This window comes from Bradyrhizobium archetypum (assembly GCF_013114835.1).
GTDB classification, from domain to species: Bacteria; Pseudomonadota; Alphaproteobacteria; order Rhizobiales; family Xanthobacteraceae; genus Bradyrhizobium; species Bradyrhizobium archetypum.
In genome coordinates this window covers 660,264-680,505 of sequence record NZ_JAAVLW010000002.1, presented here as the reverse complement: position 1 = coordinate 680,505, position 20,242 = coordinate 660,264, and the positions used below count along the sequence as shown (strand labels likewise).

Genomic DNA, 20,242 nt, shown 5'->3' with positions numbered 1-20,242 from the left:
AGCCTACCATCACGACGCCTTCCTGATCTTGAAGCTTGAGAGATAATCCTCGGGCTTGGCCGGATCGAACATCTTGCCCATCACCGAAAAGCTCTTGGTCGTCGCCGTGGGCGGCGTCAGGCCGGCTTCCTTCATCAGCCGCGTCGCGTCGGTGGCGAGATAGACCTGCGCGGCGATGCCGGCATAATCGATGTCGCCCTTGATCTGACCCCAGCGCTTCATCTGGGTCATGATCCACACCGCAAAGGATTGCCACGGGAACGGATCGAAATCGACACGGTTCGGCTGCTGGACGATGTTGCCGAGCCCGTCGGCAAAGGTACCGGTCAAAATCTGCTCCAGCACGATCGGCGGCTGGTTGAGATAGTTGGCCGGTGCGATCGCCGCGGCAATCTCCTTGCGGTTCTCCGCCTTGTGCGCATACGCGGTCGCCTCGATGATCGATTTGAGCAGCGCGCCATAGGTGTTCGGCATTGCCGTGACGAATTCCTTCGACGCGGCGAAGGCACAGCACGGGTGCCCTTCCCAGATGTCCTTGGTGAGGATGTGGATGAAGCCGACGCCGTCAAACACCGCACGCTGGTTCATCGGATCGGGGCCGAGATAGCCGTCGATATTGTCGGCGCGCAGGTTGGCGACCATTTCCGGCGGCGGCACCGCGCGGATCTGCACGTCGGTATCGGGATCGAGGCCGTGCTCGGCAAGATAATAGCGCAAGAGGTAATTGTGCATCGAATAGTCGAAGGGCACGGCGAACTTGAAACCCTTCCAGCTCTTCGGATCGCGCCTGTCCTTGTGCTTGATCGACAGCGTGATCGCCTGGCCATTGATGTTCTCCACCGCCGGCATGGTGTAGGGAATCGGATTGGAGCCGGCGCCCATGGTGATGGCGAGCGGCATCGGCGACAGCATGTGGGCGGCGTCGTATTCCTTGTTGATGGTCTTGTCGCGAATGACCGCCCAGCCGGCGGTCTTGATTACTTCGACGTTCAAGCCGTTCTTGGCATAGAACCCCATCGGCGCCGCCATGATGATCGGGGTGGCGCAAGTGATCGGAATGAAGCCGACCTTGAGGTCTTTTTTCTCGAGCGGCCCGCCTTGCGCGAAGGCCTCGGTTGCCGTCTTGAGCGGAATGAATTGCGACACCGCTGCCAACGCCGTCGCAGCTCCCACCGATTTCAGGAACGCGCGCCGTGCGGCATCCTGCGGAAACATCGCGCGCATCACGGCGGAGGCGACCACGCCCTCATAGCGCTTTTGCTCGCTCTCGGTGACGGACTGGACCTGTAGTTGCGCCGCCTGATGCTCGGCTTCGCTGAGGTGCCGGCCGCATGAGCAGCCACCGGCATGAAGACGACGATCGGGATCGAATGGATTGTCGAAGGTAGACATCAGCCCTCCTGCGCGACGTTGCCCCCTAATTAAGCAAGGCACATGCCAGCGCGGCGCGCGGGCGACAGCGCTGATATCGCGGGGATTTTGCTGACATTGGCGATTACGAAAATTCGTGATACACGAAAATTCGTAGCTCGATTACGAATTTTCGGAGTACCGCCGATGGATCTCGCGCTCGGTTCAACCGCCCCGCCGCAGGACGCCGAACTGCGCGCCGCCGCATTCGAATTCGCGATCGAGCCGACGCTGCTGATCGATCCGCATGCCGACCAGATCCTGGATGCCAATCCAGCCGCCTGCACCCTGCTCGGCTACGACCGCGCCTTGCTGCGGCAAACCAAGGCCAGCACGCTTCATGCCGGACAATTGCCAGCGCTGATCGTGTTCACGCAGGCCGTGCTCGACAAGGCCGCGTACTGGACCAACGCGTTGACCCCGCGGCATGCGACGGGACAAAGCCTGCGTCTGGAATATGCCGGCACGCTCTTGCCAAGCGAGGGCCGCTCGCTGGTGCTGCTCACCATGAGCGATCTCGATGCGCGCCGCCGCCGCTATGTCGATGCGGCGGCCGAAGATCACATGCGCGGCGGCATCGCCACCTGGCAGCGGGTCGAGCGGGTGTTCCAGGATATCGAGCGAGAAAATCAGTTGATCCTGCGCGCCGCCGGCGAAGGCATTTACGGCGTCAACGCCGAAGGCAAGACCACCTTCGTCAATCCCGCAGCCGAACGGATGCTGGGCTGGAGCGCGGAAGAGCTGGTCGGCAAGGCAATCCATCCGATCGTGCATCACACCCATCACGACGGGCGGCACTATCCCGATCACGACTGCCCGATTTACGCGGCGTTTCGCGATGGCGCCGTGCACCAGGTCGATGGCGAGGTGTTCTGGCGCAAAGACGGCACGGCGGTCTGGGTCGAATACACCTCAACCCCGATCCGCGACCGTGGCGTGGTGGTCGGCGCCGTGATCGTGTTTCGCGATGTGAGCCAGCGGCGCGAGGCCGACGAGAAGCTTCATGCGGCGCTGGCCGAAGTCGATCGCCTGCGCGAGCGGCTCGAACTCGAAAACGCCTATTTGCAGGAAGAAATCCGCATCGAAACCAACCCGCAGGGCATTATCGGCCAGAGCGAGGCGATCCAGAAGACGCTGCGGCAGGTCAAGCTGGTGGCGCCGACCACGGCCGCCGTGATGATCACCGGCGAGTCGGGTACCGGCAAGGAACTGATCGCGCGCGCGATCCATGAGGCAAGCAGCCGCCGCGACCGGCCGCTGATCCGCGTCAACTGCGCGGCGATCCCGCGTGAACTGTTCGAGAGCGAGTTCTTCGGCCATATCAGGGGCGCCTTCACCGGCGCAATGCGCGACCGCATCGGACGCTTCCAGCTCGCCGATGGCGGCACGCTGTTTCTCGACGAGGTCGGCGAAATCCCGCTGGAGTTGCAGGGCAAGCTGCTCCGCGTGCTGCAGGAGGGCAATTTCGAGCGAGTCGGCGAGGAGCGCACCCGCGCGGTCGATGTGCGCGTGATCGCCGCCACCAACCGCGACCTCAAGCAGGAGGTGCAGCGCGGCCGGTTTCGCGAGGACCTCTATTTCCGCCTCAACGTCTTTCCGGTGGAGTCGGTGCCGCTGCGCGAGCGGCGCGACGACATTCCGCTCTTGGCGCAGCACTTTTTGACGCGCGAAAGCAAGGCGCTGAAATCCGAGCTGCGATTATCGGAAGGCGACGCGCGCCGCCTTTCACGCTACGACTGGCCCGGCAACGTCCGCGAACTGCAGAACGTGATCGAGCGCGCGGCGATCCTCGCGCAGAACGGCCGGCTGCGTATCGACCTGCCGGATGTGCCGGGCGGCCCGCCCTCCTCCGGCGCGCCGCGCGTGAAAGCGGATAGCCGCCCGGCCGTCATGACATCAACGGAAATGCGCGCGCACGAACGCGCCAATATCCTCGCCGCGCTGCAAGCCTGCTCCGGAAAAGTGTTCGGCCCCGGCGGCGCGGCGGAAATGCTCGACATCAAGCCGACCACACTGGCCTCACGGATCAAGGCGCTGGGAATTGCGAATGCGCGCGGCTCGGCGGGCTAACGTTTTCCCCTCCACCAGTCGTGCCAATGCCCATACTGGCACTGCAAGTACAGCACCCCAAAGAATGCTGTTTCCAAGAACGACCGCCCACTGCAGCGGCGACGATAACCCTTCGTTCGGTACGCGTGAGATGGGTGAAAGGAGGGCGTCCGAAAGCGCCGTGGCTATACTTTCGAGTTGGCTCATATCGCCACCCGAGTCGAAGCGGCCCGTTCCCAAGGAAAAACTGACGAGAAGAAAGCTCAACGCCAACAATAGATGAACAGTTGCCAAAACTGCGGCAATCGTGAGGTATCTCAGGCGATTCATGCCGCCTTCTAACGCCCTGGTTGACCGGCGGCAGAGCCGTCAGTGTCGAACTGCAAACTAAACGGGCTCATGAACATTCGTACCTTTCCTTGTTTGCGGCAGTCGATCGTACAACTTGTCTCCGCCGATCACATCACGCCGTTCAATCAATCGTGGGCGGACGAGAACGACTGCCTTGGAGAAAAGGCTCGAACTCCTGTTTCAGGCACAACGGCGACATGCATCAATGTTGGCTTGATAATCGCCTTCCGAGAGTAGAGCGGACCTGACTTGATTACGGGCCCATGCCCTAGTAGCGGCGGCCGCCGACCGAGAACGACGAAGCGCCGGGCAGCGAGTTGAATTCGCTGTCGAGCCGCCCCGACTGCTGGACGTAGCCGACGCCGAGCGACAGGCTGAGATTCGATGTCGCCTGGAATTCGACGCCGGCATTCACGCTGGACATCGGCAGCGTGCCGGACTTGGAGTCGAATGGCGCGAACGGGCCGCCGATGCCGGTATTGTATTTCAGCGTGTCGAAACCGGCATAGAAGGTGACGGGCAAGCCGCTGTTCTTCAAGCTGTAGCCGACTTGCATGCCTTCGCTATAGACCGAGCCGAAATTGCCAAACGCACTCTGGCTGATGCCGCTCAAGCCCATGCTGCTGCGCTGGCTGCCGACAAAAAAGCCGTTCGAAAAATTGTAGCGCGCATAGGAAGAGCCGTTTCCGGCGTCGCGAAAGTCGAAGCTCGGAAAATTGCCGTAAGCGTTCGGGCTCTCGCCCGCTTCCCCGCTGAAACCCATCGGCCAGCCCGGGATCCAGTAATTCACCGGCGAGGCCTGGGCGTGAGCGGCGCGAGCGCCAAGGCACAGCATCGCCGCGACGAATACGAGACCGAATTTGCGTGAAAACATTGACATCCGCGACTTCCCGACTGCGCCAGAATTATACGCAGCGGATCGCGGAAACGCCAGAGCGACGCGATGGCGCGGTTCCATCATGTTGCGATGTGGAGCCGAGATCGATGCGGCGTGGTTGCAGTCTGATTTTTCAAGAATCAGACTGCAACATCGGACGCGCCGTCACGCCGCCCTGGTGGTGAGCTTCGCCTCCGTCGGCAATCCCTCCTCGATCGGCAGCGCGGGATCGCGCGACCATTCGTTCCAGGAACCGAAATACATCCGCACGTCCTTCACGCCGGCATTCTTCAATGCCAGGAACGTATTCGAGGCGCGCGCGCCCTTGAAGCAGTAGAGATAGACCGGCGTATTCTCTGTGATGCCGACGGTGGCGCATTCCGCCAGGATTTCGTTCTTGGACTTGAAGCGCGGTCCTTCGGCGGTCGGCTTCATCATGCGGTACCATTCGAGCCAGACGGCGCCGGGGATGCGTCCCTTGCGCGGGCAGAAATCCTTGCCGTAGGGTGAAGAGCTTTCGCCGATCCACTCGTCGATGTCGCGCACGTCGAGGATCGCGATGCCGGGCTTGCCGACCGCGGCGAGCATGGTCTTGGCGTCGATCAGGATATCGCCCGCTTCCGGCAGAACCGCAAACGAGGCCTTCACCGGCGACGGCACGTCCGTGGTTACCGGCAGGCCCGCGGCCATCCAGGCGTCGTAACCGCCATGCAGCACCTTGACTTTGGGATAGCCGAGCATGGTGAGAAGGTAATAACCGCGGCAGGACTGGCCGAAGCCGGAATTCATCGACTGTTCATAGATTACGGCGGTTTCCTTGCCGGAGAGCCCTGCGGCACCGAACGCATCGGCGAATTTTGTCTTGAGCTCGTGAATGCCTTCCGGCGTCGATGTCGCGAGGTAAGTGAAGATTTCGTGGACGTTGACGGCGCCGGGAAGATGTGCCGCGCCGTAAGCCTCGGGGTTGCGGGTGTCGATGATGACACATGGCTCTTGCTTGACGAATTCCGCGAGTTCGCCGGCAGTAATCAGAACGTCCGTCATGGCAGGCCTCTCCTGTTTTCGTGGTTGCGGGTTGGGGTCAGTGCTCGTCGCCGGCCAGCATCTTGCGAAGCTGCTTGGTGGCGGGGGTGACGATGGCGACGAAATAGGCTTCGCGCAGCCGGCGCTGGGCGCGATGGCTCTTCAGATAGCCGCGCGCACCGCAATGGAGCATCGCCGCATGCGCGGCCGCGACGCTGGCGTCGCCAAGCCGCAGCCGCAGCGCAACCACGCGCCGCCAATAGCTGTCGTCGGAGTTGTAGGGATCGCGCGCCAGTGCCATCGTCTCCTTCTCGAACTCGGCGTGAAGCTCGCGGAACTGTACTGGCTGCTGCGGCAGATAGCGGTTGACGTGGCCGAGCGGCGCCTCGACCTCGTCCATGATCTGGATGCAGTCCTTGATGAGTCCGAGCGCCATGCCCGCCTGCAGCAGGATGAAGCCGGCGCGGATTTTCTTGACGAACGGCCCCGCCGGCTCGGCGAGGATGAGTTCATCTGATACGAACATGTCGCGGAACTGCACGGCATAAGTGCCGGTGCCATCCATCGCCAAAAACGGCTTGCACGGCTGCAGCGTGATCGCGGGATTGGCGCAATCGGCGAGAAACATCACGATCCCGCCGCCCTCGTCCTCGCGCTCGAAGATGGTGCCGAAGAAATGATCGGCGCCGAGATTGGAGACCCAGGGCAACGCGCCGCGCACAATATAACCGCCCTCGACCTTGCGTCCCTTCAGTTTCAGCTTCTCGATGCCGAAGAAGTTCTTCATCGGGTTGGAGAGTCCGGTGCCGCCGAGCATCTCACCGCTGGCAAATTTGCCGGCGAATTTGGCGACAAGCTTTGGATTGCTCGAATTCGAGGCGTACCAGACCAGCGTGCTCTGGCACCACGCCATGAAAGCGGTGGCGCCGCAGACTTCGCCGAGCGCCGCGATCGATTGAATGGCGCAGCGCAGATCGGCGGTGCCATTGATGGGCTGATGGCTGCCCCAGGCGCCGGCGTCGCCGAGCCGCTTCAGCAGCACATCCGGGTAAGTCGTCCCCTCATCGATCTCCAGCACGAGGGGAGCGAGCTCTTTACGCGCGATGGCCGCGACCTGATCGGCGATCGACGCCGACGGGAGATCATCGATCGCGGGCCGGGATACCGCCAATGAAGCCATGAAACCCTCCACCCCAGTGCCTGCTGCGGCAACTTCAAGCGCTGACTTCGAGATTGACCGGCCGCGTGAACGTGTTGGCGACCGGCGACCACCTCTGGACGTGCGCTACCAGCGCGTCGATCTCGGCCTTGGAAATGCCTTCGCATTCCAAGTCGACCTTGACGCGAACGTCGGTGAAGCCGACCGGCTTCTCGCTGACGTCGCCAGTGCCCCACACCGCGGTGATGTTGAGATCGCCTTCGAGCTCGAGCTCGAGCTTGTTGACGATCCAGCCGCGGTGAACGGCGTTGGCATGCAGGCCGACGGCCAGGCACGAGCCGAGCGCAGCCAGTGACGCCTCCGACGGGTTGGGCGCGGTGTCGTCGCCCAACAGTCCCGGCGGCTCGTCGACGATGTAGGGGGCGAGGTTGCGGATGTAATTGGCGTGGCGGAATTTGCCTTCCGCCACCGTCTTGCACTTCAAGGTCTTTATGACCTTCGGATTGGCCTTGCCGTTGGCGATGAGCTGCTCGAGCCCGCCTTTGTCGATCGGCGCAAGGCAGCCGGTGAGCGCTGTTTTTTGAGCGAGGGCGGTCATCATTTCTCTCCCTTGGTAGGATACCGAACGTTCTGTTTCCTGCATCAAGCGTGCCAGAACCGGCCGAAATCAAAAGCCGAATATCTCTCGTCGCTTAAGACTGCCTGCCCGGAAGTTGATCAGCGCCGTGCTGCTCATGCGCGATGCAGTTGCTGCGTGCTTGCGATTATTTTCGGCGCAAAGATGCGGCTTGATGATTGCGCCCCGGTTCGATTAACTGGCGCGCATGGGCAAATCGGTTCCGAAGAAAAAGCAGTTCGCCGCGGGCGACGAGGAATCCGCGCGCAGCCGCCTGCTCGGCGCGGCGACGCATCTGTTCTGCAAGAACGGCATCAACGCCACCGGCATCGATGCCATCATCGACGAGGCCGGCACCGCCAAGACCACGCTCTACAAATTGTTCGGCTCCAAGACCAACCTCGTCAACGCCGTGCTGGAAAGCGAAGGCAAGGCGTGGCGCGAATGGTTCATCGGCGCGATGGAGGACGGCGGCGGCGACGCGCTGGCAAAACTGAAGCGGATTTTTCCGGCGCTGAAGCGCTGGTTTGCCGAGGAGCGCTTCTACGGCTGCCCCTTCATCAATGCGGTCGCCGAGCACGACAAGGACGCCAAGCAGTTCCGCGCCATCGCGATGCGCCACAAGAAGGTGGTGCTGGCGCATATCGAAAAACTCGCCGGTGAAATGGGCGCGGCCGAGCCGCAAATGCTCGCGCATCAACTTGCATTGTTGATCGACGGCGCCATCGTCGCCGCCATGGTGTCGCGCGATCCCGCTGTCGCCGACACCGCAGGCCTTGCCGCGGCCCCCCTGCTTGGGCCAGCCCAGGCGAAAAAGCCGAAGCGAATGGGTAGCCCCGCAGAGCTGGCCACCGTTTGAGGCCACACGGTCGGCAAGGCGGGCGGCCATCGCTACAACGCCGCGGGCGCCATGTCGAGCAGACCGCGCGCCAGGACAATCCCGCCTGCTGCGATCAGGCCCACGCCCGCGGCGCGGCTGAGCCATGGGCTGCGGGCCACTAGCTTCTCGAACCCGACATAGATGGCGACCAGCGCGATCCAGACCAGATTCATGACGCCGGCAACGAACAGCAGCGCCATCAGGAACCAGCAGCATCCGACGCAATAGCTGCCGTGCCGGAAGCCCATGCGCAGCGCGCCGATCGCTCCAGGCTGCCAGTATCGGCTCAGAAACAGCACCGGGCTCTGACAGTAGCGCAGGCAGGCGCGCTTGATCGGCGTCAACTGATAGAGCCCGGCGGCCAAGAGGATGCTTCCGGCGAGCACGGTGCTGGTGCTCGCCATCATGCCGGACAGCAGTCCCGCCTGATCGAGCCCCCACTGCGCGGCGACCGCGACCAGGCTGAAGCCCGCCCATATCGCGAGATAGCCGGCCAGAAACAGCCAGGCTGAAGCGAGCGGACGATCTGCCGCCTGCCTGCGCTTGATCGCCGCGAACAGCAGCACCATTGGCGCAGCGCTCGGCGTCATCATCGCGACCATCATCACCCACCACATCGCGAACATCAGCGATGCCTGGGCGAGCGACCATGGCTCGGGGTCCATCGGCATGTCGGCCATGCTCATGTCGATGCCGGCACCCGCGATCAGATAGCTCCAGGACAATGCGACCACGCCGGCTATTCCGATCGCAACGATCAGGCGGTCGTGACGCAAGGCGTGTTCGAGCGCCGAGGTCGCGGTCATGGCCTCTACCTCCGCCATGGAAACAGCCTGTCGAAAGCTGCCTGCAGCGTTACGCCGCGACACCCTCCGGCGTCTGGACCACGTTGGCCAATGAGCTGTGCGTGCCTTCGGTGTCGAACCGGATGGCGCCGGTCGAGCGGATGTTGGACGAGGCGACCTCCGCCGCCCGATGTTCGAAGCCCTCGGGCATCACGACCTGGACGCGGTGAGGCTCTCCGGTCACCGGATTCTTGATCGGCTCGACCTCGGTCTCAAGCACGCCCCTGGCCACCATGCGCGCGACGCGTCCATCCCTGTCGAATGAAAACTCGATCGGTACAAACAACGGCTCATGCATCTTGCTCACGATCAGGCTGAGGATCTGGAACAGCGTGCCTTCGGCGGAGTTCTGGCCCGACATGATCTTGAAAAGCGCGTCGCGTTGTTCGGGTGTGGCGCGCTCGTCGATGATCGGCTGTAGCTGGCCGTTGCCCTCATGCAGCGCTCCGGGAAAATGAACCGTCGCCGCGAAAACCAGGCCTTCGAGGTTTGTGTTTTCGAAATGCCCCTTGGTGATCCTCATGCCGACCAGGCCCTTGCAATAGCCGTGGGTCGGCCGCGCATTAAAATCGCACGGACAGCCAAACGCGCAATTGCAGTTCTTGATCCATTCGCCTTCGAGACGCCAGTCAGATGTAGCCATCGCACACCTCCCGTTGCGTTTTCGATTGCACTGCAGCCGCTTGAATTGCTCCTTGGGCGTTAACGGTCGATGGCGAGCTTACTCCGTTTGTGCCCGCGGGGACAGCGATCGTACTTTCTCCAGCCGCTCCAGCTCGGTCGCCAGATCCCGTTCGACATCGGCGACCCGCATCTCGATCACGCGGTAATCCCGTGCCTCCAGCCAGCCCTTCCGGGTGGCGCGGTCGGCGACGATGGCATCCGACTCGTTCGGATTGACCAGTTCGATGGCGATGCGATGCACGAAGGAGACGAAATCGGGGATGTGACGGCCGACCGGGGTCTGGCGCTTGAACTGGCCGGCGAAGCGGCGGTCGCGGGTCAGCGCCTGCCACAGGATGCGCTCGGCGTCGGTCGGGTTGCGGCGAAGCAGACGGGCGAGCCCGCGCACGGTCGAGCTGTCGCCGGGCACCGCCGGCCCCTGCCCGTGCTCGGCCAACAGCGCGCGCAGCCGCGTCGCCTGTTCGCCGTCCAGTACCCCGCCCTTGGCAGGGCCCTTGCGGCCTTCTGCGATCGCCATGATCACCCCGTGCAAGGTGTGCATGTCCTGCTTGGTCGGGTCCATCCGGGTGAAGATGTTGCGCAGGTTCACCAGCATGGTGTCGCGCTTCTCGCGCGGGCGAAGGAATTCGACCTTGTCGAGTTCCCGGACCAAATTGTCGAAGAAGGCCTGCATCTGGTGCTGCGAGGCCGGCTCGGAGCGCTCGGGCATTGCGAACGGCAGCGCGCCGCCGGTCGAGTGCTTGAACCATTCGTAGCCCACCAGCAGCACTGCCTGCGCCAGGTTCAGCGAGGCAAAGCCCGGATTGACCGGGAAGGTGATGATCCGGTTGGCAAGCGCGACCTCTTCGTTCTGGAGCCCCCAGCGCTCCCGGCCGAACAGAATGCCGGCCCCGCCGCCGGTGGCGACATGGGCCACGATCTCGGCGGCCGCCTTTTCCGGGCCGACCACCGGCTTGGCCTGATCATGCGCGCGGGCGGTGGTGGCAAACAGCAGCGTCAGGTCGGCAACCGCCTGCTCGACGGTATCGAACAGTTCGGCCCGCTCCAGAATGTGATCGGCGCCCGCCGCCGCCCGCTGCGCCGCGATGTTCGGCCAGCCGTCGCGCGGATTGACGATCCGCAAGTGTGACAGCGCGAAATTGCCCATCGCGCGCGCAGCCATGCCGATATTCTCGCCGAGCTGCGGCTCGACGAGGATCACAATTGGCCCGGCTAAGTCCAAACCAGCCTTGGTTTTATCGGTGCCGGACATGTCTCGACTTCACTTTCTGCTTCAGCTTGCCGCGTTCGTTCAACGTCTGGAGATTTTGAACGGGCCTCGCGATAAGCGCGCGCCGGTCAAAAGGTTTTTCGGAAGACGGCCGGAATTCTCCAGTCCGATAGCCGGGTTAGTAGCGTTTCCGCTGGCTCGCTCAAAGCCTCAATAATGCCCCGCGCGGGACGCCGCTTGCGGGCATTCGACTTTCGGATAGGCTAACAATCACAAACAAAGCGAAGCTGCAAACCAGCCCGAACGCCGAGCTCAACGGCGACGGAATCCAGGGAGGCGTCCATGCGCGGCAGGTGGTCGTTGGCGATGCTGGGCGTGCTCCTGATCCTGGCGGGCGGCCTGCTTGCCCATTTCACGCAGACCGCAGGTGGCATCCGGATTGAAGACATCCGTTTCAAGGGCGCCAAGGGCAATACCATGAGCGGGTTGCTCTACATCCCGCCGAACGCCACGCCGCAGATCCCGGCCCCCGGCATTCTCGCTGTCCACGGCTACATCAATTCGCGGGAGACCCAGGACGGCTTTACCATTGAATTCGCCCGCCGCGGCTACGTCGTGCTGGCTCTCGACCAGACCGGCCACGGCTATAGCGACCCACCGGCCTTCGCCAACGGTTTCGGCGGCCCCGACGGGCTTGCCTATCTGCGCAGTCTCGAAATCGTCGACAAGACCAATATCGGGCTCGAGGGCCATTCGATGGGCGGCTGGACCGTGCTGGCGGCGGCGATTGCAGCACCCAACGATTACAAGTCGATGGTGCTGGAGGGGTCTTCGACCGGCAAGCCGTTCGCCGCCGAGGGTAACCCGAACTGGCCGCGAAACGTGGCGCTGGTGTTCGCCCAGTACGAGGAGTTTTCGACCCTGATGTGGGACGTCGACAATGCCCGCGATGTCGTCAAAAGCCCGAAACTGTGGGCCCTGTTCGGGACGCAAGGCCCGGTGGAACCGGGCAAGGTCTATGGCGACATCGCCCAAGGCAACGCGCGGGTGCTCTATACCCCCGCCATCACCCATCCGGCCGAGCACATCTCCCATGAAGCCATCGGCTACAGCCTCGACTGGTTTGCCAGGACGCTGCAGGGCGGCACGCCCCGCCCGGTCGATGACCAGATCTGGTTCCGCAAGGAAATCGGCACGCTGATCGCGCTGATCGGCTTTGTCGCGCTCCTGATCGGCGCTTTCGACGCGCTTCTGAAAGCGCCGATGTATTCGCACCTGCGACTGCCCGAAATCGCTGACGGCACCATGCCGGAGCCCGCGGCGGCGACCGGCCGCCGCTGGACGGCGGCGTTCATCCTGTCCGCCTTCATACCGGCACTGACCTATTACCCGGCGTTTGCCTTGGGCGGCACGTTCGTAAAACCTTCCGCCGTCCTGCCGCAGGGCATCACCAACCAGATCCTGGTCTGGGCCGTCATCAACGGCCTGATCGCGCTCGCATTGATCCGGTTCGCACCCAAGCGCGCCAGCCGGTCCGGCATCGTCCTGCCGTCAGTCGTGATCGCGATCGCAACGGTTGCGATCGGCTATGCGGCGCTCTGGCTTACCGACCTCGGCTTCAAGATCGACTTCCGGTTCTGGATCGTCGCGGTGAAGCTGATGAGCGCGAAGCAGTTCTTGATCTTTCTGATCTATCTCCTGCCGTTCACGGCGTTTTTCGTGATCGCGCTGCACGTCCTGCACCGCAATTTCTCCACCATGGCGGCCGGCCGGGCCGCGCTTTACCTGACCAATATCCTGGCCCTGACGCTGGGCTTCATCGTGCTGGTCGGCGGGCAGTACGCGATCCTGTGGCTCACCGGAAAGCTGTTCAACCCGCTGCCCGATCCCGGCTTCGTGCCGCTCTCGACCATCGTCGCCATCCAGTTCATCCCGCTGCTCGCGATCTGCGCCGTCATCGCGACCTTCACCTGGCGGCGGACCGGCTCCAGCCTGCCGGGCGCCCTGATCTGCGGCCTGTTCATGACCTGGTACGTGGTGGCGGGAACGGCGACCCAGGCAGCGTTCTAATCCCAAAAATGGGCTGAAAGTGCACAACGGCTCGGCTTCCGCCGGCCGGTTTGCGGTGCTATAGGCCCGCCTGTAATCACCCACCCCGCCCGTATCAGCGGTTTTCCAAAAAAGGCCCGTTCCGTCATGGCAAAAATCAAGGTGACCAACCCCGTCGTCGAGCTCGATGGCGACGAGATGACCCGGATCATCTGGCAGTACATCAAGGATAAGCTGATCACCCCCTTCCTGGATGTCGAGCTTTTGTATTTTGACCTCGGAATGGAGTACCGCGACCAGACCAACGACCAGGTCACGATCGACGCCGCCAACGCCATCAAGAAGGTCGGCGTCGGCGTCAAATGCGCGACCATCACTCCGGATGAAGCCCGGGTGAAGGAATTCGGCCTGAAGGAGATGTGGAAGTCGCCGAACGGCACCATCCGCAACATCTTGGGCGGCGTGATCTTCCGCGAGCCGATCATCTGCAAGAACGTGCCGCGCCTGGTTCCCGGCTGGACCAAGCCGATCATCATCGGCCGCCATGCCTATGGCGACCAGTACCGCGCCACCGACATCAAGTTCCCCGGCAAGGGCACGCTGAGCCTGAAATTCGTCGGCGAGGACGGCACCGTCATCGAGAAGGAAGTGTTCAAGACGCCGGGCCCCGGCGTTGCGATGGAAATGTACAACCTCGACGATTCCATCATCGACTTCGCCCGCGCCTCCTTCAACTACGGCCTGCTGCGCGGCTACCCGGTCTATCTCTCGACCAAGAACACGATCCTCAAGGTCTATGACGGCCGCTTCAAGGACATCTTCCAGGACATCTATGACCGCGAGTTCAAGAAGGAATTCGAGGCCAAGCGGCTGACCTACGAACACCGCCTGATCGACGACATGGTGGCTTCCGCGCTGAAATGGTCCGGCGGCTATGTCTGGGCCTGCAAGAACTATGACGGCGACGTGCAGTCGGACACGGTCGCGCAGGGCTACGGCTCGCTCGGCCTAATGACCTCGGTGCTGCTGACGCCCGACGGCAAGACGGTGGAAGCCGAAGCCGCCCACGGCACGGTGACCCGCCACTACCGCGAGCACCAGAAGGGCAAGGAGACCTCGACCAACTCGATCGCGTCGATCTTCGCCTGGACCAGAGGCCTCGCCCACCGCGCCAAGCTCGACAACAATCCGCAGCTCGCGAAATTCGCCGAGACGCTGGAAAAGGTCTGCGTCGCGACCGTCGAGGAAGGCTACATGACCAAGGACCTCGCGCTGCTGGTCGGCGCCGACCAGCGCTGGCTGTCGACCACCGGCTTCCTCGACAAGGTCGCCGGCAACCTCGAAAAGGCGATGGCGGCCTAAGCCCCTTCGCGAAAGCTCTATCCCCGTCATTGCGAGGAGCAAAGCGACGAAGCAATCCATCAAGCCGTTGTGCCGCGCTATGGATTGCTTCGCTGCGCTCGCAATGACGACGGCGCCGACGACGGAGAACCACCATGTCGTTGCTTGAGTACACTGCGCTCGCGGTCGTCTGTTTATCCGCCTCGCTCCTCCCTGCCTCCGCCCAGACGCCACTTCCCGACGCCATCGCCGCGCCGGGCGAGACCGTCGTCCTCACCCTCCACGCCGAGGGCGCCCAGATCTACGAATGCAAGGCTGCCGCCGACGGCAAGCTCGCCTGGACGTTCCGCGAACCGATCGCAACGCTCATGCTCGATGGCAAGACCGTCGGCCGGCACTACACCGGTCCGAACTGGGAGCACATTGACTCCAGCGCCGTCGTTGGCAAAGCGGTCGGCAATGCCCCCGGCGCGACGGCGAACGACATTCCCTGGCTAAAACTGACGGTCACCGCCGGCCGCGGCACCGGCATCCTCTCCGGCGTCACCACGGTGCAGCGGATCAACACCTCAGGCGGCAAGCTCGAGGGCGACTGCGACAAGGCAGGGACCTGGCGCAATGTACCCTACTCGGCGGACTACGTGTTCCTCCGCAAGGTCTGAACTCTCCACGTCATTGCTGTCGCGTGCTTAGCCCATCGCCACCTTGTCGCCGCGGTGCTCGCGTTGGTCGAGCCACATCGTGCCGAGCGCGAACGCCAGCCAGCCGACATTGTAGACAAGCCCAATTGTCAGAACGACCCAGCCTGGAATCGGTCCAACCGCGGCGCGATCGATAAATTCCGCCAAGGTCGACGCGGGCGTCGGATGGATTGCGATCTTGCCGTAATAGGCAATCACCTGGACGGCGAGAATCCAGACGTAGTTGCGACGCAGCCGCCGCCCCGCCGCGCGGACAAACGAAATGTGGTGGCGAGGCGCGGTGTAGTCGCGCCCGAGCGTCACCTGCCAGCTATCGTCGCGGGCTTCACCGGTGAATATCGGCGCGTAGAAATTTGTCTCCATCCATCGAGCTCGGGCGCGCCAGACATTGAAGTAGCGATAACGTCGCGCCTCCATGCCGAGAAAGACGGCAATGAGCAGGCCTACGAGCAGGAGCGGCAGCGGTGAAGCTTCCGGGCTCGAAAACGTCGTCGACAGGGCGATGCCCATTGTGACGATCGCCCAGTTAGTTGTGTTGTCGAGCCGCGTTCTCCAGATTGTCGAACGGTAGACTTCGCCCCGGTAGAGATGAGCGATGGCGCCCATTTCGGCAGAACTGAAGCTATGTTCGCGCTGTGTTTCGCTGTGAGCCGTAACAGACATGGCGGGACTCCGGTTGTCCGAACCGCGCATCACCGGAGTTGACCAGGAGCGTCCACATCATCAACGCCGATGAACCTATCCGGAATTGTGACGCCGCAACTATGCTCGCCCCGAGGCCGAATTACCACAGGGCGAACAACAGAACGATGCACCGCACTATCGCGGCCTGGCGTCCGCATTGGGTCGCGGGTTGTGGCTATGCTACACCTCAGCGGAGAGAGACCGTCGTCGTCCCGGCCATGCCAAGCTCACGAGCGGCCCCGGTGGACAGGTCGATGCACCGTCCCTTCACGAATGGACCCCGATCATTGATCCGGACGGTGACACTTCGCCCGGTCGAATGTGAGGTGACTGTGACGTGAGAGCCGAACGGTCTGGCGCGATGGGCCGCGGTCATCACATTTGGATTCATCCGCTCTCCCGATGCAGTTCGGCCGCCGCTGTAGCCATAGCGTGAAGCAATGCAGGTTTCGGCAAATACCGGCGCAGATAGACAGGTAAGCGCCAAGGCGGCGCATATCGGGCGGATCATCACGCTTCCAAGTCCGAGGCTCAATTGGCCAACTGCCAACTCTTACCGCACCTCCAAGTTCCGATAAGGCGTCAAAGCGACACAGCATCGGGCGGTAACGGGATCGTCTGAGCGCAGGAGAAACGGCCGTAGCAGCCGGCGCAGCACCATGGTTCGATCGATTGGTAGATGCCTGAGCCGCCCTACCTCTTGGCCGCAAGATACGTCGTCCATACGGCGCTGGCTAAAGTCTGTGATGTTTTGCGAGCGCATGTCTTTTCGACTTCCGCAACGATCGAAGACACACGGATTTTCGGCTGTGTTTGGCCACTGGCCGCTGCAACGTAATTGAGTCCCGTCCAGAAACCGTGAATCCAGACAGTCCCCTCCAACACATGCTCTTCGTTGGATCGCCAGTGAGCGCAACTCATGCTCCCCACTCCGACCATGTCGACTGAAACCTTGTCGTCTTGCGCCGACGCCACGCAGACCAAGGCGCCAAAGGCGATCGACGCAAATAGAGATGACTTTATCATCCACCGAGTCATGCTGGATCCTCTCGAACGCCAAAGTCGGCTGCTGCGTATGTCCAGCGATCGGGCTGTTCACCGGAATGCCGTACCAATGATGGCCGCAAGCTCAGCGGCACCATCGAGAGTTCGATCAACGTGGATGCGCTACAGCATCACCACGAATTAGGCCGCAGCGTGACGATTGAAGCTGACGCGATGCGCGACGCCGAAGGTCACATCTGCCCGGCAGTTGGCAAATCTGCCATTGCAATCGCCACTATCGTGCTGGCGATCGCTGAGACGTCCGGCTTACCCGCGCCTCACGCGCTCGCCATAGCCTGCTCGATCGCCGACAGCGCCGCGTTGGCCTTGGCACCATCGGGGCCGCCGGCCTGGGCCATGTCTGGCCGGCCGCCGCCGCCCTTGCCGCCGAGTACTTCGGAGCCCTTGCGCACCAGCTCCACCGCGTTGAAGCGCGCGGTGAGATCGCTCGTGACGCCGACCACGATGCCGGCCTTGCCGTCTTCGGTGACGCCGACGATCGCGACCACGCCGGAGCCGATCTGCTTCTTGCCGTCGTCGACGAGGCTCTTCAGATCCTTGGTCTCGACGCCCTCGACCGCGCGGGCGAGCAGCTTGACGCCGCCGGCTTCGCGCACGCCGCCGGCTGCGCCCCCGCCATTGGTTGCGCCGCCGCCCATCGCGAGCTTCTTGCGCGCGTCCGACAGATCGCGTTCCAGCTTCTTGCGCTCTTCCATCAGGGCCGCGATGCGCGAGGGCATCTCATCGATCGAGGTGCGCAGCTCCAGCGCCGCGCTCCTCGCAATCGCCATCGTGTCGTTGGCGTGCTTGCGCGCGTGACGCCCGGTCAGCGCTTCGATGCGGCGCACGCCGGAAGCCACAGCGCTTTCGCTGGTCACCGAGATCAGCCCGATGTCGCCGGTGCGGCGCACATGAGTGCCGCCGCACAGCTCGACCGACCAGCCGAGCGCGTTCTGGCCCTGCTCGCGCGGGCCCTTGCCCATCGAGACGACGCGGACCTCGTCGCCGTATTTTTCGCCGAACAGCGCGCGCGCGCCGGCCTCGCGGGCGTCGTCGACCGCCATCAGCCGCGTCGTCACCTCGTCGTTTTCCAGCACCACCTCGTTGGCGATGTCCTCGACGCGGGCGAGTTCTTCCGGTGTGATCGGCTTCGGATGCACGAAGTCGAAGCGGAGCCGGTCCGGCGCCACCAGCGATCCACGCTGGGCGATGTGGTCGCCGAGCACCTGGCGCAGCGCCTCATGCAGCAGATGAGTCGCCGAGTGATGCGCGCGGATCGACGAACGGCGCGAATGATCGACCTCGAGCTGGAGCGCGGTGCCCGCCTTCAGCGTGCCCTGCTCCACCTTGCCGGTATGGACGAAGAGATCGCCGGCCTTCTTCTGCGTATCGGTGACGCGGAATTTGATGCCGCCCTCGCCGGCCAGTATGCCGGTGTCGCCGACCTGGCCGCCGGACTCCGCATAGAACGGGGTCTGGTTCAGCACGATCGAGCCGGTCTCGCCGGCCTTCAGGCTGTCGACCTCCTTGCCATCTTTCACCAGCGCCGTCACGACGCCTTCCGCGCTTTCGGTCTCGTAGCCCAGGAATTCCGTCGCGCCGAGCTTCTCGCGCAGCGGGAACCAGACCGATTCATCCGCAGCCTCGCCCGAGCCCGCCCAAGAGGCACGCGCCTTCTCGCGCTGCCGCTCCATCGCGTCGTTGAACGACGCCTGATCGACGCTGATGCCGCGCGACTTCAGCGCGTCCTGCGTCAGGTCGAGCGGGAAGCCATAGGTGTCGTACAGCGTGAATGCGGTATCGCCATCGAACATGTCGCCCTTCTTCAGGCTGGCACTCTTCTCGTCGAGGATCGCAAGGCCCCGCGCTAGCGTCTTGCGGAAACGGGTCTCTTCCAGCCGCAGCGTTTCCTCGATCAGCTTCTCGGCGCGCACCAGATCCGGATAGGCCTGGCCCATCTCGCGAACCAACGCCCAGACCAGACGATGCATCAGCGGCTCGCGCGCGCCGAGGAGCTGCGCGTGGCGCATCGCGCGGCGCATGATCCGGCGCAGCACATAGCCGCGGCCTTCATTCGACGGCAGCACGCCATCGGCCACGAGGAAGGCCGACGAGCGCAAATGGTCCGCGATGACCCGGAACGAGGCGACGGTCTGCTCCTCCGGCCCATGCCCGAGGGCGGACGCGGTGGCATCGATCAGATGGCGGAACAGGTCGGTCTCGAAGACGCTGTCGACGCCCTGCAGAATGCAGGCCATGCGCTCCAGCCCCATGCCGGTGTCGATCGACGGCCGCGGCAGCGCGACCCGCTCGTCCTTCGTCACCTGCTCGAACTGCATGAAGACCAGGTTCCAGAATTCGAGGAAGCGATCGCCGTCCTCCTCCGGGCTGCCCGGAGGCCCGCCCCAGATGTGCTCGCCGCGGTCGATGAAGATCTCCGAGCACGGGCCGCACGGGCCGGTATCGCCCATCGCCCAGAAATTGTCCGAGGTCGCGATCCGGATGATGCGGTCGTCCGAGAAGCCGGCGATGCTCTTCCAGTGGCGCGCCGCCTCCTCGTCGTCGTGATAGACGGTGACAAGCAGCTTATCCTTCTTCAGCCCAAATTCCTTCGTGATCAGCTTCCAGGCGAGCTCGATCGCACGCTCCTTGAAGTAGTCGCCGAAGGAAAAATTGCCGAGCATCTCGAAGAAGGTGAGATGGCGCGCGGTATAGCCGACATTGTCGAGATCGTTGTGCTTGCCGCCGGCACGCACGCATTTCTGTGAGGTTGTGGCGCGCTGATACGGGCGCTTCTCGACGCCGGTGAAGACGTTCTTGAACTGCACCATGCCGGCATTGGTGAACATCAAGGTCGGGTCGTTGCGCGGCACGAGCGGCGACGAGGCCACGGCCTCGTGGCCGTTCTCCGCGAAGAAATCCAGGAATTTCGACCTGATCTCGTTGACGCCACTCGTGTTCGTCTTACCGCCGCTCATGTTCATTCCAATCGGAAAAGGGCCGGGCCAGGTCGGAACTAACCTTAATCTTCCGGCGGAACGCTTTTAGACAAGGCGGCCTGCGCTGTCCAGAAACTGTGCAGGCGGATCATAGGCTTGCCGCAGCACACAAGATGGCCACGCAACTCCCGTTGATAATGCTGGGGCTGCGTTGACAGGCTTGGCAGGGCTGTGTTTCCCTCTTATTTGTAAGACGTCACGTCGGGAGAGATCGGCTTCAGCGCCGGCGCCGAAGGAGCAACCGCCCCGGAAACTCTCAGGCAAACGGACCGCGTGACGAAATAGCATCTGGAAAGAGACGCCGGGCGGCGTGCGCCCAG

At 63.2% G+C, this 20,242-nt stretch carries 17 protein-coding genes and 1 riboswitch; of the genes, 5 read left to right on the top strand and 12 right to left on the bottom strand.

All coding sequences use genetic code 11. From position 1 onward, the window contains the following. Positions 1-9 precede the first annotated feature (9 nt). Positions 10-1,392, bottom strand: a complete 1,383-nt coding sequence (locus HCN50_RS07615; protein WP_171708990.1) for a CmpA/NrtA family ABC transporter substrate-binding protein — start codon at positions 1,390-1,392, stop codon at positions 10-12. Between the two features lie 165 nt (positions 1,393-1,557). Here HCN50_RS07615 and HCN50_RS07610 point away from each other — a divergent pair, with 165 nt between their 5' ends. Next, a complete protein-coding gene (locus HCN50_RS07610; RefSeq protein ID WP_171708989.1) occupies positions 1,558-3,480 on the top strand; it encodes a sigma 54-interacting transcriptional regulator in 1,923 nt (640 codons plus the stop codon). On the opposite strand, the gene HCN50_RS07605 is transcribed toward HCN50_RS07610, so the two are convergent. From HCN50_RS07605 to HCN50_RS07585, 5 genes are all read right to left on the bottom strand, one after another. Then, positions 3,430-3,789 (bottom strand): hypothetical protein, encoded by a 360-nt coding sequence (locus HCN50_RS07605; protein WP_171708988.1) that lies wholly within the window; start codon positions 3,787-3,789, stop codon positions 3,430-3,432. The two genes, HCN50_RS07610 and HCN50_RS07605, sit on opposite strands and share 51 nt — an antisense overlap. A 289-nt stretch (positions 3,790-4,078) precedes the next feature. Then, on the bottom strand, positions 4,079-4,690 hold the full coding sequence (locus HCN50_RS07600) for a hypothetical protein (protein WP_171708987.1): 612 nt from the start codon (positions 4,688-4,690) through the stop codon (positions 4,079-4,081). 162 nt (positions 4,691-4,852) lie between these two features. Then, entirely contained in the window at positions 4,853-5,731 is an 879-nt protein-coding gene (locus HCN50_RS07595) for a sulfurtransferase (RefSeq protein ID WP_171708986.1), read from the bottom strand. 37 nt (positions 5,732-5,768) lie between these two features. Next, positions 5,769-6,890: an acyl-CoA dehydrogenase family protein gene (locus tag HCN50_RS07590; protein ID WP_171708985.1), complete on the bottom strand. Its 1,122-nt coding sequence runs from the start codon at positions 6,888-6,890 to the stop codon at positions 5,769-5,771. Positions 6,891-6,924: 34 nt separating this feature from the next. Continuing rightward, entirely contained in the window at positions 6,925-7,467 is a 543-nt protein-coding gene (locus HCN50_RS07585) for an OsmC family protein (RefSeq protein ID WP_171708984.1), read from the bottom strand. A gap of 226 nt (positions 7,468-7,693) precedes the next feature. On the opposite strand from HCN50_RS07585, the gene HCN50_RS07580 reads away from it, so the two are divergent. Then, positions 7,694-8,344 carry a TetR/AcrR family transcriptional regulator gene (locus HCN50_RS07580; protein ID WP_171708983.1) on the top strand — a complete coding sequence of 217 codons (651 nt, stop codon included), beginning with the start codon at positions 7,694-7,696 and terminating at the stop codon, positions 8,342-8,344. Between the two features lie 32 nt (positions 8,345-8,376). On the opposite strand, the gene HCN50_RS07575 is transcribed toward HCN50_RS07580, so the two are convergent. The 3 genes from HCN50_RS07575 to HCN50_RS07565 all read right to left on the bottom strand — a co-directional run bounded on the left by HCN50_RS07575 (position 8,377) and on the right by HCN50_RS07565 (position 11,146). Further along, positions 8,377-9,171, bottom strand: coding sequence for a DUF2182 domain-containing protein (locus HCN50_RS07575; protein WP_171708982.1), 795 nt, complete (start codon positions 9,169-9,171; stop codon positions 8,377-8,379). 49 nt (positions 9,172-9,220) lie between these two features. After that, positions 9,221-9,853 (bottom strand): DUF1326 domain-containing protein, encoded by a 633-nt coding sequence (locus HCN50_RS07570; RefSeq protein ID WP_171708981.1) that lies wholly within the window; start codon positions 9,851-9,853, stop codon positions 9,221-9,223. Between the two features lie 78 nt (positions 9,854-9,931). After that, the gene (locus HCN50_RS07565) at positions 9,932-11,146 is read right to left on the bottom strand and encodes a TrmJ/YjtD family RNA methyltransferase (RefSeq protein WP_171708980.1); all 1,215 of its coding nucleotides are present in this window, start codon (positions 11,144-11,146) and stop codon (positions 9,932-9,934) included. A 300-nt stretch (positions 11,147-11,446) separates the two neighbouring features. On the opposite strand from HCN50_RS07565, the gene HCN50_RS07560 reads away from it, so the two are divergent. The 3 genes from HCN50_RS07560 (at position 11,447) to HCN50_RS07550 (ending at position 15,156) form a co-directional block, all read left to right on the top strand. Then, positions 11,447-13,174 carry an alpha/beta hydrolase gene (locus HCN50_RS07560; RefSeq protein WP_235976817.1) on the top strand — a complete coding sequence of 576 codons (1,728 nt, stop codon included), beginning with the start codon at positions 11,447-11,449 and terminating at the stop codon, positions 13,172-13,174. 126 nt (positions 13,175-13,300) lie between these two features. After that, positions 13,301-14,515 (top strand): NADP-dependent isocitrate dehydrogenase, encoded by a 1,215-nt coding sequence (locus tag HCN50_RS07555; protein ID WP_171708979.1) that lies wholly within the window; start codon positions 13,301-13,303, stop codon positions 14,513-14,515. A 134-nt stretch (positions 14,516-14,649) separates the two neighbouring features. Beyond that, entirely contained in the window at positions 14,650-15,156 is a 507-nt protein-coding gene (locus HCN50_RS07550) for a DUF3455 domain-containing protein (RefSeq protein WP_171708978.1), read from the top strand. 27 nt (positions 15,157-15,183) lie between these two features. On the opposite strand, the gene HCN50_RS07545 is transcribed toward HCN50_RS07550, so the two are convergent. From HCN50_RS07545 to alaS, 3 genes are all read right to left on the bottom strand, one after another. Beyond that, complete coding sequence (locus HCN50_RS07545; RefSeq protein ID WP_171708977.1) at positions 15,184-15,858, bottom strand: DUF2270 domain-containing protein; 675 nt, start codon at positions 15,856-15,858, stop codon at positions 15,184-15,186. A 208-nt stretch (positions 15,859-16,066) separates the two neighbouring features. Continuing rightward, complete coding sequence (locus HCN50_RS07540) at positions 16,067-16,390, bottom strand: septal ring lytic transglycosylase RlpA family protein (protein WP_171708976.1); 324 nt, start codon at positions 16,388-16,390, stop codon at positions 16,067-16,069. Positions 16,391-17,201: 811 nt separating this feature from the next. After that, complete coding sequence (gene alaS / locus HCN50_RS07535; RefSeq protein ID WP_171708975.1) at positions 17,202-19,901, bottom strand: alanine--tRNA ligase; 2,700 nt, start codon at positions 19,899-19,901, stop codon at positions 17,202-17,204. 212 nt (positions 19,902-20,113) lie between these two features. Beyond that, positions 20,114-20,204: riboswitch (glycine riboswitch) on the top strand. Positions 20,205-20,242: the final 38 nt, after the last annotated feature.

Excerpts from the sequence above, each read along its gene's own strand:
- HCN50_RS07565 (WP_171708980.1), bottom strand. The coding sequence starts at position 11,146 with ATGTCCGGCACCGATAAAACCAAGGCTGGTTTGGACTTAGCCGGGCCA.
- HCN50_RS07560 (WP_235976817.1), top strand. The coding sequence starts at position 11,447 with ATGCGCGGCAGGTGGTCGTTGGCGATGCTGGGCGTGCTCCTGATCCTG.
- HCN50_RS07590 (WP_171708985.1), bottom strand. The coding sequence starts at position 6,890 with ATGGCTTCATTGGCGGTATCCCGGCCCGCGATCGATGATCTCCCGTCG.
- HCN50_RS07555 (WP_171708979.1), top strand. The coding sequence starts at position 13,301 with ATGGCAAAAATCAAGGTGACCAACCCCGTCGTCGAGCTCGATGGCGAC.
- HCN50_RS07540 (WP_171708976.1), bottom strand. The coding sequence starts at position 16,390 with ATGATCCGCCCGATATGCGCCGCCTTGGCGCTTACCTGTCTATCTGCG.
- HCN50_RS07605 (WP_171708988.1), bottom strand. The coding sequence starts at position 3,789 with ATGAATCGCCTGAGATACCTCACGATTGCCGCAGTTTTGGCAACTGTT.
- HCN50_RS07615 (WP_171708990.1), bottom strand. The coding sequence starts at position 1,392 with ATGTCTACCTTCGACAATCCATTCGATCCCGATCGTCGTCTTCATGCC.
- HCN50_RS07570 (WP_171708981.1), bottom strand. The coding sequence starts at position 9,853 with ATGGCTACATCTGACTGGCGTCTCGAAGGCGAATGGATCAAGAACTGC.
- HCN50_RS07575 (WP_171708982.1), bottom strand. The coding sequence starts at position 9,171 with ATGACCGCGACCTCGGCGCTCGAACACGCCTTGCGTCACGACCGCCTG.
- HCN50_RS07600 (WP_171708987.1), bottom strand. The coding sequence starts at position 4,690 with ATGTCAATGTTTTCACGCAAATTCGGTCTCGTATTCGTCGCGGCGATG.
- alaS (WP_171708975.1), bottom strand. The coding sequence starts at position 19,901 with ATGAGCGGCGGTAAGACGAACACGAGTGGCGTCAACGAGATCAGGTCG.
- HCN50_RS07585 (WP_171708984.1), bottom strand. The coding sequence starts at position 7,467 with ATGACCGCCCTCGCTCAAAAAACAGCGCTCACCGGCTGCCTTGCGCCG.
- HCN50_RS07610 (WP_171708989.1), top strand. The coding sequence starts at position 1,558 with ATGGATCTCGCGCTCGGTTCAACCGCCCCGCCGCAGGACGCCGAACTG.
- HCN50_RS07550 (WP_171708978.1), top strand. The coding sequence starts at position 14,650 with ATGTCGTTGCTTGAGTACACTGCGCTCGCGGTCGTCTGTTTATCCGCC.
- HCN50_RS07595 (WP_171708986.1), bottom strand. The coding sequence starts at position 5,731 with ATGACGGACGTTCTGATTACTGCCGGCGAACTCGCGGAATTCGTCAAG.
- HCN50_RS07580 (WP_171708983.1), top strand. The coding sequence starts at position 7,694 with ATGGGCAAATCGGTTCCGAAGAAAAAGCAGTTCGCCGCGGGCGACGAG.
- HCN50_RS07545 (WP_171708977.1), bottom strand. The coding sequence starts at position 15,858 with ATGTCTGTTACGGCTCACAGCGAAACACAGCGCGAACATAGCTTCAGT.